The sequence below is a fragment of the Gordonia amarae NBRC 15530 genome (assembly GCF_000241345.1).
GTDB lineage: Bacteria > Actinomycetota > Actinomycetes > Mycobacteriales > Mycobacteriaceae > Gordonia > Gordonia amarae.
In genome coordinates this window covers 14,646-29,268 of sequence record NZ_BAED01000003.1, presented here as the reverse complement: position 1 = coordinate 29,268, position 14,623 = coordinate 14,646, and the positions used below count along the sequence as shown (strand labels likewise).

The following is a 14,623-nucleotide window of genomic DNA, read 5'->3' as shown; positions in this document are numbered from 1 at the left end:
GCCGACCATCCTGTGACGGGCCGGGGCACCCAGCGTGCCCCGGCCCGCCGCCGTCGGTGGGGACGCGCTCTCGTACGGGTTCCGGGGCGGCGAACGGAGTCAAGGCGAGATAGCCTAACCTAAGTCGAGGTTCGCCTTCGGTGGTGGACGCAGCGCGGCGGGGGAGGCCACGCGGACGGCAATCGGGTCAACTCTGAGGAGCACGACGGCAAGTGAGTTCCACCGTGAAGCCGACGGCTCCTGTCGAGTCCTCGGTCACCGCCGACGCCGCCGTCGCGCAATTGACCCACGGCATAGCGCGGAGCAACCTCCTACGCACGATCGGATGGATCGTCGGTGTGGCGATCTTGCTGCTGATCTGCCTGCTGAGCCTGTCGGTGGGTGCCAAGTCGATCCCGTTCGGCACCGTGTGGGATGCGCTGTTCGCCTTTGACGGAAGCCAGGATCACCTGGTCGTCCGGGACATGCGGCTCCCCAGGACCGCCCTCGGCCTGGTCGCCGGCGCGGCCCTCGGTGTGGCCGGTGCGCTGATCCAGGCGTTGACGCGCAATCCGCTGGCCGATCCCGGAATCCTGGGTGTCAACGCGGGTGCGGCGTTCATGGTGGCGCTGGCGGTCGGGACGTTCGGGATCACCGGACTGCGAGGTTACATCTGGTTCGCCTTCGCCGGGGCGATCCTGGCCACCCTCATCGTCTACGCGATCGGTTCGTGGGGACGCGGCGGCGGCACCCCGGTGCGCCTGACGCTCGCCGGTGTTGCGATAGCGGCGGTGCTCGGCGGTGTGACGCAGGGACTCGTACTGCTCGATCCGGTCGCGTTTGACGCGATGCGCACCTGGAACGCGGGCTCGATCGCCGGCCGCGACGACGCCGTGGTCTGGGCGATCCTGCCGTTCATCGTGGCCGGTCTCATCGCGGCGCTGGCCGTGGCGCGGCCGCTCAACGCGGTGGCCCTCGGTGACGACCTGGCACGCAGCCTCGGCGCTGACGTCGGGCGTGTCCGGACTGTCGGGGTGATCGCGGTGACGTTGCTGTGCGGTGCGGCCACCGCCGGTGCCGGGCCGATCGGATTCGTCGGGCTGATGGTGCCGCATATCGCACGCTGGATCGTCGGCCCCGACCAGCGGTGGATCTTCGCGTACACCATGATCGGCGCACCGATGATGGTGCTCGTCGCCGACGTTCTCGGCCGGCTCATCGTCCGGCCCGACGAGATGCAGGTGGGCATCGTGACGGCGCTCGTGGGTGCGCCGGTGCTGATCCTGCTCGTGCGGCGCAAGAAGGCGAGCGGACTGTGAGCGGCAACCAGACCCTGCGCCGGACCGAGCGGACGATCGATTTCGGACGGCCCCTGCTCGCCGTCCGGCTGCCCGCGATCACCCGGCGCGGCAGCTCTGTCACCAGGGTGCCCGACGGGCTGTCGACTCGGATCGACCTACGCGGCGTGGTGGTCGTGATCGTGTTGATCCTGGCTGCCGCCGGCGCCGCCTTCGCCGAGTTGGCGACCGGTGACCTGCACATCCCGATCACCGAGGTGATCGAGGCGGTGTTCGGCGTCGACACCCCGAACGCCGAGATCGTCACCGAATGGCGGGCGCCCCGGGTGGTGCTCGCGGTGGTCCTCGGGACGCTGCTGGGCATCAGCGGCGCGATCTTCCAGTCCCTGACCCGCAACCCGCTCGGCAGTCCCGACATCATCGGTTTCAACACCGGCGCCTACACCGGCGCCCTGGTGGTTCTTCTCCTCCTCGACGGCGTGGCCACCAGCTATTACCCGACGGCGATCGGCGCACTGATCGGCGGTATCGTCACCGCTCTGCTGGTCTATCTGCTCGCGTTCAAGCGCGGCGTGCAGGGCTTCCGGCTGATCATCGTGGGCATCGCGATCGCCGCGGTGCTGGCGGCGGTCAACACCTGGCTGATCCTCAAAGCCGATCTGGAGGACGCCATGTCCGCCGCCGTCTGGGGAGCGGGAACCCTCAACAACAAGGAATGGGTCCACGCCCAGCCGGTGCTGATCGTGGCCGCGATCCTGGTGATCCCCGTCTTCTGGGTGGCCTACCGGATGCCGATGCTCGACATGGGCGACGACTCGGCCGCGGCACTCGGAATCCCGGTGGAACGGACCCGGCTCGCGATGATCGTCGTCGGGGTGAGCCTGACGGCGATCGCCACCGCGGCCGCCGGGCCCATCTCGTTCGTGGCGCTGGCCGCCCCTCAGCTCGCCAAACGGCTCACCCGCTCGGCGGGTGTGACCATCACCGCGTCCGCCGCCATGGGCGCCCTGCTGCTGGTGGTGAGCGACTGGATCGCGCAGTTCGCCTTCGGCGACAAGGATCTGCCGGTGGGTGTGGTGACCGTGTCGATCGGCGGGCTGTACCTGGTGTGGCTGCTGGCGATGGAAGCGCGCAGGCAGTGAGAGCGGAGAAGATGAGATGAGCGAGGTCATGGCGCCGGAGGAAACCCGCACGGGTACCCGTCTGCAGGCGAAGAACATCACGATCGGCTACGACTCGCGGATCATCAGCGACGGGTTGACTCTCGACATCCCGGACGGCAAGTTCACCGTGATCGTCGGTCCCAACGCGTGCGGCAAGTCGACCCTGCTGCGGGCGTTGTCACGGCTGCTCGCGCCGTCGTCCGGGGAGGTACTGCTCGACGGCAAGGCAATCGCCGGCTACCCGGCCAAACAGGTCGCGCGGCAGCTCGGTCTGCTACCGCAGTCCTCCATCGCCCCCGACGGTATCCGGGTGGCCGACCTCGTCGCACGCGGCCGGTTTCCGCACCAGAACCTCATCCGCCAGTGGACTCGGGAGGACGAGGCCGCGGTGGTGGAGGCGATGGCCGCGACCGGCGTCGGTGAACTGTCGGGACGACTGGTCGATGAGTTGTCCGGCGGTCAGCGGCAGCGGGTGTGGATGGCGATGCTGCTGGCCCAGCAGACCGAGCTGATGCTGCTCGATGAACCCACCACCTACCTCGACATCGCCTATCAGGTGGACCTGCTGGAACTGTGCACCGAACTCAATCGGGACGCGGGCCGCACCCTGGTCGCGGTGCTGCACGACCTCAATCACGCCTTCCGGTACGCCGACCACATCATCGCGATGAAGGCCGGCCGGGTGGTGGCGCAGGGCAGCCCCGCCGACATCGTCACCGCCGACATGGTGCACGAGGTGTTCGGGCTGCCATGCCGGATCATCGATGACCCGGAAACCGGTACGCCGCTGGTGATTCCGCTGGCACGGAAGGGTGATGCGGCGCGGTTCACCACCCACTGAGGCGCGCGAGCAGACCGGTCGTGCGCCGGTGTGCCGGGAGCCCGGCCAGTGAGGTCCTGGCGATCGTCGACTTCAGCCGAAGGGGCAACGAGGCGAAGACGCCCCACATGGCCTTACAGGTGCCCACAAGGTCGTCGCGCCCGGACAGATACCCCCGTTGCGTGGACTCCGGGAGGGCGAAGAACCGGTCAAAGAACAGGACCAGGTCGTCGGGCTCGAGGACGAGCAGTGCGGCCAGGCCCATCACCCGCAGCCGGTACACGCACCGCGCCCGCCACGGCCACAGTGCCCTGGTCACATCGGCACCCCGGCGCACCGCGTCGACCACCGTGTCGGCCATTGCCAGCGACTGGGCGAGGCTGTACCCGGTCGCCGGATGCATCAGCCCACCGGCCGCCCCGAAGCGCGGGGCACCCGCGGTGTGCCACGGCCGCGGCGTCGCGCCCACGAGTGGGAAACGTACGATCTCGGCTCCCGTGGACACCCTGCTGCGCGCACCCCGCCTACCCGGAGCCGGGATGGACACTCCCGGCACCCGGTCGCGCAGTCTGCGCGACAGTTCATCGATATCGACGGCCGGTGCGCCGGCCAGGCAGGTCTCCTCGACGAGCCGCCGCCCACCGCCGAGATCGACGGAGTAGGCGAAGGTGCCGGTGCCCGGCCGCCAGTCCATCACCACCATGCGGTCGTCGGCGGGGCGATGCTCGACCCCGGTCCCGCCATGCGCGACGACGATCCCGACGGCCGTCTGCTCCGGCGCGTTCTCGGCGGGGTCCGCGGCGGCGATCCCGCGTGCGTCGACAACAGCACGGGCGTACAGGATCGAGCCGTCGGCGACGGTGACGTAGGTGGTGTACGCGTGCGCCACCCGGGCTCGCACGATCCGCACGCCGGCCAGGTCGAGCGCCGATTGCAGCGCCGCGGTGTCGAGGATCGCGTACTCGCGGTCCAGGACCTTGCGGCCCGGGGTGTAGACGACCGCGGGGCCCGTGGCCGCGATGCAGTCACCGGGCAGCCAGCCGGGCAGTTCGTCGGCCCAGGCTCCGTAGGTGGCCTGCCAGGGACGGTCGGGGTGGGGGTCGATGAGGGTGACGTCGAGTCCGGCCGCACTGCCGCGATGAGCGATCGCTTGTCCGGCCGGGCCGGCACCGATCACCAGGAGATCCTTCACCCGCAGAAGTGTAGTGGCGCAAGGCTCCCACCGTGCCCCGAAATACCTTAGGGTAGCCTAATCAGTGTGTGGTGTGTATGCGGGGGAGCGGGGACCCGATGACGACTGTCGGGGTTGTCATCCCGGTGTACCGGTGTGCCGATTACGTCCGTGGCTGCATCGAATCGGTGCTGGCACAGACCCGTCCGGTCGATCAGATCGTGTTGGTCGACGACCGGGGTGGTGACAGGTCCATCGACATCGCCGTCGCGACGCTGCGCGAACATGGGCGCGAGCACCGGGTCATCACCCAGCCTCGTAACGGTGGCCTGGGCCGGGCCCGCAACACCGGCCTGGCCGCGCTGACCACCGACCTGGTGTGGTTCCTCGACAGCGACGACACCGCCGCGCCCGAGTTCGTCGACACCCTGGTGACGGCGATGACCGACGCGGACGCGCAGCTGTCGGTGACCCGCACCTACCGGGTCGACGAGCATGATCAGGTGCTGCAGATCGACGAGGCCCGTCCGGTGGCCGGCGTCGTGTCGGGTGCCGAGTACGCGCACGAGCTGCTTCGGGGCCGGGCAAAGGCGTACGCCTGTACCAAACTGTTCGAACGGGCGAGTCTGGGTAGCCGGCCGTGGGCCGAGGATCAGGCCTACGAGGACATCGCCACGAGTATCCGGGTCGCGCTGTCGGTGGAGCGGGTGGCGACGGTCGAGACACCGCTGTACCGGTACCTGTACCGGGAGGGTTCGCTGTCGACGGCGTTCTCGCCGACCACCTTCGACCTGTTCACCGCCGACGCCGAGGTGCGGGCACTGGTGGCGGGCCAGGGTCGTGGTTCGGACTGGGACCGGGACTACCTGGGCTACCACTACCGTGAGGTCCTCACGTCGATCGCGCACGTGGCGATGCGCGCCCAGCACGCGGCCGGGGCCGACCCGATGCTGTACCGCACCGCGATCGCCAGAGTGCGGCAGGGTATTTCGCTGTCCGATGTGCCGGTCCTGTGGGCCGGCGGGCACCGCCGGGAGATCGTGTTCGCGCTGCTGATGACGTTCTCGCCCGCGCTCTATTCCGCGATCCTGCGGTTCCGGTAGGTATCCGATGACCGCACAGCAACCGTTGGTGACCGTCCTCATGCCGGCATACAACGCGGCCGGCTACATCGCCGACGCGGCGCGATCGGTGTTCGCCCAAGGCGTCGACGACCTCGAACTGCTGGTGATCGACGACGGCTCCACCGACGGCTGTATCGATGAGTTATCGGCGCTCGGCGATCGGAGGATCCGGGTGGTGCCGCAGGCCAACGCCGGCCTCGTCGCGGCGCTCAACCGCGGTCTCGACGAGGCGCGCGGGGAATTCATCGCCCGCATGGACGCCGACGATCTGCTGCCCGAGGGCAGACTGCTCGCTCAGCTGCGCTGGATGCACGAGCATCCCCGTGGCATCGTGTGCGGCACCGACTATGAGCTGTTCGAGGCGATGACCGGCTACATCCGCACGCCCCGTTCGGACAAGGCATGCCGGCAGCGGCTGCTGTACGGCAGTTGCCACTGCGGGGCGTCGGTGCTGATCCGCCGCGAGGTCATCGAGCGCACCGGCATCCGGTTCGACCCCGAGTACGCCCACGCCGAGGACTACGAGTTCTTCACCCGCATCTGCCACTACGGCGAGATCGGGAATGTGCCGATCCTCGGCTACCGGTACCGGATCCACGCCGCGTCGGTGAGCAATCAGAACAACGACGTCCAGCGGGCGGCACATCTGCGGATCGCTGCCCGGTACGCCGACCAGACCGGTGCCAGGCCCTTTCCCGACGACGCCCTGGCCCGGTTGATGTGGCCGTCGGGATCGTCGGCGGCCGGACTGGTCATGGGTACGGCGTGGGCCGCGGCGCGGGCGTTCGTGCGCAGTCCGGGCGCGGACACGGCACAATTCGGAGCCCGCCGGGTGGTCGAGGCGGCCGCGGCTGCCCGGGCCCGGTTGCGTACCTGACGAGGGGGCATGGGGGTCACCGCGGTCAGGGCAGTGCGGGGAACCTGTCGGTGTCCAACTCCGACGGCGGTACCCGGTGAGCGCCGGTGCGGATCACCGGGATCTTGTCGGTGACCTGGGTATCGGGAATGTAGAAGTCACCGTCGACGGTGGGCGGGTAAACGTCAGAGTGCGCCTTGCCGTCGGTGTCCGCGTTCCCGTTCTGGGCGTTGCGCAGAAGCTGCGCGAGGGCGTGCAGCAGTGGTCGGATCGCGATCGCGGCGCCCACCGTGACCGCGGTGAGCGAGGCGATGCCCACACCGATCAGGCCCACCCGGGGCAGCAGCAGGTATGAGCCGCCGACGGTGATCACCATGACGATGATCTGCATCAGCACCATCAGCCGCAGCCGCCGCACGATCTGGCTGACCATGTAGAACACCACCACGACGGTCTCGACCACCGACTGGACGGCCAGCACCAACATGAGCGGTGCGGCCTCGCGGAAGTACTCGTCGCCGACCACCCACAGCACCGCGGGCCCGCCGATCGCCAGTCCTGCCGCCACGAGCAGCGTGAGCGGTAGCAGCATGCGGCGCAGCTGCCGGACGAGGTTCGCGGTGTTGGCACCCGGCTGCACGGCCTCGACGATGAACGCCGAACCCACGCTGGAGCGCACGAGACCGGCGGCGGACGTCATCGTCCAGGCCAGGTTGAAGTAGGCGTTCTGCGTGGTGCCCACCGTCTCCACGACGATCAGCGGCAGGGCAAACGGGGTCACCGAAGTGATCAGCATCATCGTGAAGAACGCGCTCTGGAACGACATCAGCTCCCGGTTGCCCGGCAGCTCGTCGGCACTCTCCAGCCGACGGGCGAGCGCCAGCCGCACGGCGTGCAGCATGAACACGACGGTGATCAGCGCGGCCAGCACCATCCACGATCCGGTGACGGCGACCGCCGTGGCCGTGCCCGACAAGAAGAACAGCGGCACGATCTTGACCACCGACAGCCCGACGTTCTTGACGGCGACGGCGGGGGATCTGCGCAGACCGATCAGGATCGGGTCGGTGATGGCGTAGATCGCCAGCACGAGCACCAGCGGCACGAACAGCACCCGGTCGGTGGTCGAGGTGAAGATCGACGAACCGAAACCCAGTGTGACGAACGCTGTTCCGAGGAGAATCGAGGTGCCGGTGATCAGTCCGTACCCGCTGAGAATCAGCCGCAAGGACCGATTCCCGGCAACAGGCAGGAATCGCTGATAGGCGCCCGCAAGCGACAGACACGCCAGCGACGAGAGGACCGTCGCGGCTGAGATCATCGCCGAGGCGCGGCCCACTTCGGAGGTCGGCAGCATCCGTTCGGCGACCATCCAGTACACGAGGCCGAGCAGGCCGGTGGCCGCGGACGAGATCATCAGCGCGCTCGCGTTGAGCGCCAGCCTGCCTTTCAGCATGTCTGCCCCGCCCGCCAGGTCCAGCCGGCACCGACCTTCCGCGCGAACATCGCCGGACTGGCCAGGGCCGTGGGGAGGTTCTGTTCGGTGAGTTCGGCGGGCCGGACGGCGTCATACACCGACCAGTCGATGAAGTGCAGCGCGTGGAGCGTCTCGTCGGGCGCTGTGCGGTCGAGATAGTTCTGGGTGATCCTCGGCGCCATATCCGAGTCCGCGAGGACCGAATGGAACACGAACTCGTCGGGGCACAGCGAGAATCGGTGACCACGCAGCCATGCCGGGTGGGCATCGAGGTAGTCGCGGACGGTCCGGATCGCGGTGCCGGTCAGCGACCACCACTGCGAACCCTCGACCAGCGGTGGTCCGGGCGGGATCCGGCGCGGCACCCGCCCGGACAGCCGGGTCCGGTCGAGCAGCGGCTGGTCGGGGAACCAGTAGCGACGTGGCTTGAGATGCCCCTGACTTTCGGCCCGGTTCAGCCGCCGGTCGATGCGCAGATGTTCGGCATCGTCCGACCACCGCTCCAGCAGCACCGGAAGCGGTCTCAGGAGCACATCGGCCCCCGACAGCAGCGTGTGCCTGTGGTAGTCGATGCCGCTTGCGGCTGCCAGATCGAGCGACGCCAAGGTGGCCCGGACCACGCTCAACCCACCCCACCGGACGTCGACCCTGGCAGCCGGCGGTACGAAGGTGACGTCGGCTCCGGCTGCCCGGACAGCCGACTCGAACAGGTCCTGAACAGACGTGGCGTCGACGTGGACATAGACGTCGATCGCTTCATGCCGCAGGGAGGCGGCCAGCGCCGCGAACAGCTGCGGCTGGTCGTGCACGAGGAGGTGGACGGCGAATCTCATCGGGCTCACGCCGGTCCGGTGAATGCGTCGGCCACCAACTGCGCCGTGCGCGCGACGTACGGCGGCCGCAGCATCGCATTGTGGTCGCCGGCGACGAAATGGATTCCCGCGCAGTGGGGTGCGTAGGCGTACCAGCAGTCGGGGTTGTCCGGATTGTCCTCGGCGAGGATCGCGGTGACCGGTCCGTACCAGGGCCGCAACCGGTGCAGCAGCGCCGAACGCCGGCCCAGATCGTGGAACAGTGACCATTGCTCTTTGGCCGGCCGGCGCCACCAGCCCGCGCTGACCAGGGCCAGCCGCCGGCGCCACAGTGCGGCGGAACCGGTGTCCTGCACCGGGTCCCCGGGTGCGGCAGCGGGAGCGGAGGCGAGGCCGACAGCCGCGGGCAGCCGTAGGCGTGCCCTCGCGGCCAGCGGACCGTCGAAGATGGTGTCCAGGCACACGATGTGCTCGACGTGATGTCCCTGGGCCGCGAGCAGTCTGGCGACCTCGACGGCGATCACACCGCCCAGCGAGTGCCCGACGAACCGGTACGGTCCGGGTGGGCAGATCTCCAGGACATGGTGGACGAAGCGGCGGGCGGCCGCACCGACCGTCCAGTCGGGGAGCCCGCGGCTCTCCAGGGCGTGCGCCTGCAGCCCGATGACGCGAAACTCGCTGAGGCACTGGGCCAGCGGACCGAACGCCAGCGCGGACTCGCCGGCGCCCGCGAACGCGAACAGCAGCGGCCGGTGGTCGTCGGCCGCCGCGACCGCGGTCAGCGGCACCACATCGCCGTCGAGCGCGGGCGGGTGATGCCGGTCGATCACCTCGGCGACCGCGCGCAGGGTCGGCGCGCCGACCAGGTCCGACGGCGTGAGTGTGGTGGCGAATGTCGCCTTGATCCGCGTGATCAACTCCACGACGGTCAGCGAATCGCCGCCGAGGGCGAGGAAGTCGTCGTCGCGTCCGACCTCGGCGACGCGCAGCAGATCCTCCCAGATGGGTGCCAGCAGGCCTTCGGTGGCGGTCGCGGGTGCGACGTATAGCGGTCGCCCGGCCGGTTCGGGGAGCCGGGTGCGGTCGACCTTGCCGCGTTCGTTGCGGGGGAGCACGGCCAGCAGAATCACGTGCGTGGGCTGCATCCAGCTCGGCAGCGACGATGCCAGCGTGGTGCGGATCTCGGCCACCGAGGGTGGCCGCGTGCCCGGAGTGGTCGCCAGGTAGGCCGCGAGTTCGGCCCCGGCCGCGCCGTACCGGGCGATGACGGTGGCCTCGGCGACCTCCGGGATGGCCTCGATCGCGCCGACCACCTCGGAGATGTCCACGCGGTAACCGCGGATCTTGACCGTATCGTCGCCGCGGCCGGCCAGATGCAGGTGATTTCCGGTGACCGAGCCACGGTCACCGAGGTTGTGCTCACGCACCTCGCCGCCGGGGAAGTCGCCGGTCAGGTATCCCTGGGCGATGAAGGGGGACCGCACGATGAGCGTGCCGATGGTGCCCTCGGGAACGGGCAGTCCGTGGTCGTCGACGACGAGGACGGTCTTACCCTCGGCGATCCGCCCGGCGGGCACCGTCCCGTCCGGAAGGCGCCGGCGTGGTCCGTAGGTGTTGAAGGCGAGGTTCCCGGTTTCCGATGAGCCGGAGCGGTTGACAAAGGTGATGCCCGCGTTGCACTCGCGCAGCGTGGCCACCTCGCCGGAGCCGATCGCCTCACCGCAGGTGCCCACGAGATCCACGGTGGCCAGCGCGTCGGCTCCGGCCGGATCGGCCAGCAGCGCGCGCAGCAGCGCGGGCGTCAGGTGCAGACCGTCCGGACGCCATTCGGCCAGCGCGGTGGCCAGCTCGGCGACGCCGTCGGTCCGCGGGTGCGACAGGCACAGAGTCGCCCCGTGACCGACCGCTGTCAGGGCGATGTCGAGTCCGCCGCCGAAGCTGACCGGCATCGCGAGCGCAACGGTATGCCCCGGTCCGATCCCGAGTTCGCGGCCGAGTTCGTCGATCTGGTGCATCCACTGCACGACGCCCTGCCGCACGGCCTTGGGTGTTCCCGTGGACCCGGAGGTGAACATCAGCACGGCGGTGCCGGGCACCTCGCGCGGCATCGTCGCGCTCGGCAGGGCATCCTCGCCCGGGTAGGCGACCGCGCCCGCGACCTCGATCAGCCGGGCCGTGCGCTCGGCCGGCGACGCGGAATCGATCGGCAGGACCGGATGCGGCGAGCACAGCACTGTCAGCAGCGCGACCACGCTGTCGAGCGACCCGGACAACCGGACCGCCACCGGGACGCCGGCAGGGATTCCGGCGGCTTCCAGACGTTCGGTGCCCTCATCGATCAGCCGGAGCAGTTTGGCGTAGCTGACGGTGCCGGTCCGGGTGCGCAGGGCGATCACGTCGTTGTGATCGTCGGCCACCCGGACCAGCAGGTCATGGAACGGGTTAGCGTTCCTCACAGAACTCGGTGATCGGAAGACCGACGTGGCGGGCCTCGGTGGGGACGTAGCCGAGCAGCACATCGCCGGGCTTGAGTTCGGTGACGTTGTTGACCGAACCGCCGGGACCGAGCAGACGCACATGCCAGTCGTCCTGGGCGATGACATTGATGGTCTTGCCGGTGGCCGAGGTGGCGGTGATCGAGATCAGCGGGCGCCGTTCGATCTTGACGCGGCCGATACGGACCTCGCGCACCGAGCCGTCGGTGCGGACCGCGAGAATCGGCTGACCCGCCCGCAGCTCGCTGACGTAGCGGGTCCGGTTGTCGGGGGTCATGACGTACGAGTGCACGGCGCCGGCGTTCCACCGGAACGGTCGGGTCGGCATGTACGGCAGCGGATGGGTCTCGCTGCACGAGAGGAACATCCCGCTGGCGAACGAGCCGATGAGGCAGCCCTCGTCGAGTTCGAGGAGCGAGCAGGTGTCGATGCAGGCGCGCTCACCCATCCCGATGTGGGCGACGTCGGTGATGGTGAGCTCGGACAGCTCCATTTTGTCGTTGTCCGGGGTGAGCACGTCAACCAGCGCGACCACGTCGTCGGCGTGCCGCGGCGCGAGCAGCAGACCGTCGGAACCGTGCTCCAGCACCAGCTTGACGATGCCGGCGTCCTCGATGTCGTTGACGACGGTGACGGTCTTGCCCCCCGAGTTCTCCGCCGCGGCGATCACGATCTCCAGCGGGATCTTGGTGGGATCGGTGAAGGTCAGCACCGTCCACGGTGTCACCCGGACGAGCTCGCAGGCAAGGCCGAGCGTCGGCGCGTCGGACACCACGACGTGCACACCGGCCGCGGGGGCGGCACCGGTCCGCAGGTCGGCGGCCTCGGTCAGCACCAGGTCCGGGGTGAAGGACGGGGCCTGCTCGGTGTCGTCGGCGGACTTCTTGTCCGTCTTCTTCTTGTTGTCGGTTTTTGTCTTGTCGGCAACCGGGGCGGTGCCGGCCAGGATCCGGCGGACCGTCGGCGGCAGGCCCGCGAGCAGTGCGGGATCGTCGGCGACGATGCCGTCGAGACCGTAGTTGATCGCGGCCTGGACCACGGCGTCACGTGCCGCACCCTCAAGGTTGCGGACATCGACCCACGCGAAATGCTGGCTGTTCCGGTCGTTCTCCGACGGTGCGGCGGGCACGATCTGGTCGGTGACGACGACATGGCTGGTCATAGGTTGATGGACCTGACTTTCTGCTGTGGTGAGGTGTGCCGGCTGGTCATGCCGGGCCGTGGTGCTGGGCTGGTGTGATCAGGCGAGTGCGGCCACGCGCTCGGTGTCGCCGATGCGCTGGTGGACGATCCGGGCGAGCGCGCTCGCGACCCTGACGGGGCTGGACGCGTCGAAGACGTTGCGGCCGAAGCTCAGGCCGGCGACTCCGCTGGACATGATCTCCGCGCCGAGTGCGATGGCGGCGTCGTCGCTGATGGTGGGGCCACCGGCCACATAGACGGGGACCGGTGTCGATGCCACCACGGCCTGCATGGCCGCGGGCGATCCGGCGTAGTCGAGTTTGATCATGTCGGCGCCGAGGTCGGTGGCGATGGCGGCGAGGTGGGCGAGTGTGGCGGCCGACGACGGCCCCGACTGTTGCGGCCCGCGGGCGTACATCATGGCCAGCAGCGGCACCCCGAGCGCCTCGCATTCGCGTGCGACGGTGGCGAAATCGGCCAGCTGCTGACGCTCGCTGTGTGAGCCGATGTTGACGTGGATGCTGACGGCGTCGGCACCCGAGCGCACCGCCGCCTCGACGCTGGAGACGAGCACCTTCGCGTCGGTGTCCAGGCTCAGCGAGGTACCCGCGGACAGGTGGACGATGAGCCCGATGCTGGAGAACGCGTCGACCGGCACATGGTTGATCCGGCCGCGGTGCAGCACCACGGCGTTGATGCCGGTGCGGGCCAGGAGGGAGACCATGCGTTCGGTGTGGTCGACCGGGCCGAGCGGGCCGACGGTGACCGAGTGGTCCATCGGCACGATGTGGGCGCGGCGGGTCGCGGGATCGCTGATGCGCGCCAACCGCAGGGCCTTACCGCTTGAGAGAGTGGCGCGGGCCAGTGCGTGCTGGGTGTCCATGAGTTCTCCTGCGACCGATTTGAGGCTTTTCGCGATACTTCCGAAAAGCTTAGGCTAGCCTAGCCAAACTTACAAAGCGGGTGGCATGATCTGTGCCACACCGGCATCCGCGCTCACGCCGGCGCTCCCGCGCCGATCGGGCTGCCGAACGTCGGGGCGGTGGCGAACGGCAGGCCGAGGTACACCTCGCCGAGCTCGTGCTGGGCGGCCTGCGAACCGACCCAACGGTCGAGCGTCGCGCGGCGCAGGGCCTCGGTGAAACCGTCGCCGGGCAGTGCGTGCAGCGTGGTGGTGAGCAGCGCCGAGAACCGCTGCGCGGCCATCACGCGCGGCAGGGCCGTCGCGGTGTAACGCTCCAGGTGTTCGGTGCTGCCGTGATTGAGTGCCGCACCCAGGGCGTGCGAGAGCACACAGGTATCGGAGATGGCCAGGTTGAGTCCCTTGGCGCCGGTCGGCGGCACGATGTGCGCCGCGTCGCCCGCCAGGAACAACCGGTCGTACTGCATCGTGCTCGAGACGTAACTGCGCAGGGGAGCGAGCGACCGTTCGATGATCGGCCCGGTCTCCAGCGGCGCGGCGTCGGCGGCCGAGCAGCGTAGCGACAGCTCGTCCCAGATCTGCTCGTCGCTCCAGTCGCCGAGCTCGGTGCCGGCGGGCACCTGCAGGTACTGCCGGGACAGCTTGGGGCCGCGCATGCTGTGCACGGACAGGCCGTTGGGGTGTGGGCAGTACATCCCCTCCGGCGCCGCAGGGGTCGATTCGGCGAGGATGCCGAGCCAGGCCACCGGGTATTCGCGGATGAGTTCACCCCGGACCTCGGCGGGAATCGCCGCACGGCCGGCACCGTGGAAACCGTCGGCGCCGACCACGAAGTCGGCCTCGAGGGTGTGCTCGCCGGCCGCGGTCCGGTACCGGACCGATGCGGTCGGCCCGGTCGGGGAGATGGCGGTGACCTCGGTGTCGAACAGGAGCGGACGGCGGGTCCCGATCCGGGCGGCGATCAGGTCCTTGACCAGTTCGTGCTGGCCGTAGACGGTGGCGTGCTGCCCGGTGTGCGGGTGGAAGTCCAGGTAGTGGGTGCTGTCGTCATAGCGCAGGTAGAAGCCGCTGTGCACCATGCCCGCGCGCAGCAGTCGGTCACCGAGGCCGGCGGAGACCAGCAGATCGACGCTGGGCTGCTCGATGATGCCCGCGCGCAGGCGCTGCTCGACATGCTCGCGGCTGCTGCGTTCCAGGATGACCGAGCCGATGCCCTGTAGGTGAAGCAGATGTCCGAGGGTGAGGCCCGCCGGTCCGGCGCCGACGATCGCGACCTGGGTACGGGACGGAACCCGGTCGTCGAGTGTCGGGTCGCTGGTCACTG

The 14,623-nt window shown here is 69.4% G+C and carries 12 protein-coding genes; 5 read left to right on the top strand and 7 right to left on the bottom strand.

Annotation, left to right across the window (positions count from 1 at the left end):
• Window positions 1-212: 212 nt before the first annotated feature.
• The 3 genes from GOAMR_RS00375 to GOAMR_RS00365 are packed head-to-tail and all read left to right on the top strand — an operon-like array spanning window position 213 to window position 3,281.
• Complete coding sequence (locus tag GOAMR_RS00375; protein WP_005181107.1) at window positions 213-1,298, top strand: iron chelate uptake ABC transporter family permease subunit; 1,086 nt, start codon at window positions 213-215, stop codon at window positions 1,296-1,298.
• Window positions 1,295-2,419 carry a FecCD family ABC transporter permease gene (locus GOAMR_RS00370; RefSeq protein ID WP_005181105.1) on the top strand — a complete coding sequence of 375 codons (1,125 nt, stop codon included), beginning with the start codon at window positions 1,295-1,297 and terminating at the stop codon, window positions 2,417-2,419. The genes GOAMR_RS00375 and GOAMR_RS00370 overlap by 4 nt, the downstream gene beginning before the upstream one ends.
• A 16-nt stretch (window positions 2,420-2,435) precedes the next feature.
• A complete protein-coding gene (locus GOAMR_RS00365) occupies window positions 2,436-3,281 on the top strand; it encodes an ABC transporter ATP-binding protein (RefSeq protein ID WP_005181104.1) in 846 nt (281 codons plus the stop codon).
• On the opposite strand, the gene GOAMR_RS00360 is transcribed toward GOAMR_RS00365, so the two are convergent.
• Window positions 3,268-4,452: a lycopene cyclase family protein gene (locus GOAMR_RS00360; protein ID WP_050942536.1), complete on the bottom strand. Its 1,185-nt coding sequence runs from the start codon at window positions 4,450-4,452 to the stop codon at window positions 3,268-3,270. The two genes, GOAMR_RS00365 and GOAMR_RS00360, sit on opposite strands and share 14 nt — an antisense overlap.
• 98 nt (window positions 4,453-4,550) lie before the next feature.
• Here GOAMR_RS00360 and GOAMR_RS00355 point away from each other — a divergent pair, with 98 nt between their 5' ends.
• Window positions 4,551-5,534 carry a glycosyltransferase family 2 protein gene (locus tag GOAMR_RS00355; RefSeq protein WP_005181099.1) on the top strand — a complete coding sequence of 328 codons (984 nt, stop codon included), beginning with the start codon at window positions 4,551-4,553 and terminating at the stop codon, window positions 5,532-5,534.
• A gap of 7 nt (window positions 5,535-5,541) precedes the next feature.
• Entirely contained in the window at window positions 5,542-6,432 is an 891-nt protein-coding gene (locus GOAMR_RS00350) for a glycosyltransferase family 2 protein (RefSeq protein WP_005181097.1), read from the top strand.
• A gap of 25 nt (window positions 6,433-6,457) precedes the next feature.
• Here GOAMR_RS00350 and GOAMR_RS00345 read toward each other — a convergent pair whose 3' ends face one another.
• The 6 genes from GOAMR_RS00345 to GOAMR_RS00320 all read right to left on the bottom strand — a co-directional run bounded on the left by GOAMR_RS00345 (window position 6,458) and on the right by GOAMR_RS00320 (window position 14,621).
• Window positions 6,458-7,867, bottom strand: coding sequence for a lipopolysaccharide biosynthesis protein (locus GOAMR_RS00345; RefSeq protein WP_005181095.1), 1,410 nt, complete (start codon window positions 7,865-7,867; stop codon window positions 6,458-6,460).
• Complete coding sequence (locus tag GOAMR_RS00340; protein WP_050942535.1) at window positions 7,861-8,721, bottom strand: beta-1,6-N-acetylglucosaminyltransferase; 861 nt, start codon at window positions 8,719-8,721, stop codon at window positions 7,861-7,863. The genes GOAMR_RS00345 and GOAMR_RS00340 overlap by 7 nt, the downstream gene beginning before the upstream one ends.
• Window positions 8,722-8,726: 5 nt before the next feature.
• Entirely contained in the window at window positions 8,727-11,156 is a 2,430-nt protein-coding gene (locus GOAMR_RS00335; RefSeq protein WP_005181089.1) for an AMP-binding protein, read from the bottom strand.
• A complete protein-coding gene (locus tag GOAMR_RS00330; protein ID WP_005181086.1) occupies window positions 11,143-12,357 on the bottom strand; it encodes a 3-dehydroquinate synthase II family protein in 1,215 nt (404 codons plus the stop codon). The genes GOAMR_RS00335 and GOAMR_RS00330 overlap by 14 nt, the downstream gene beginning before the upstream one ends.
• A gap of 78 nt (window positions 12,358-12,435) precedes the next feature.
• Complete coding sequence (locus GOAMR_RS00325; RefSeq protein ID WP_005181082.1) at window positions 12,436-13,260, bottom strand: 2-amino-3,7-dideoxy-D-threo-hept-6-ulosonate synthase; 825 nt, start codon at window positions 13,258-13,260, stop codon at window positions 12,436-12,438.
• A 113-nt stretch (window positions 13,261-13,373) separates the two neighbouring features.
• Window positions 13,374-14,621: a 4-hydroxybenzoate 3-monooxygenase gene (locus GOAMR_RS00320; protein WP_005181079.1), complete on the bottom strand. Its 1,248-nt coding sequence runs from the start codon at window positions 14,619-14,621 to the stop codon at window positions 13,374-13,376.
• Between the last annotated feature and the right edge of the window lie 2 nt (window positions 14,622-14,623).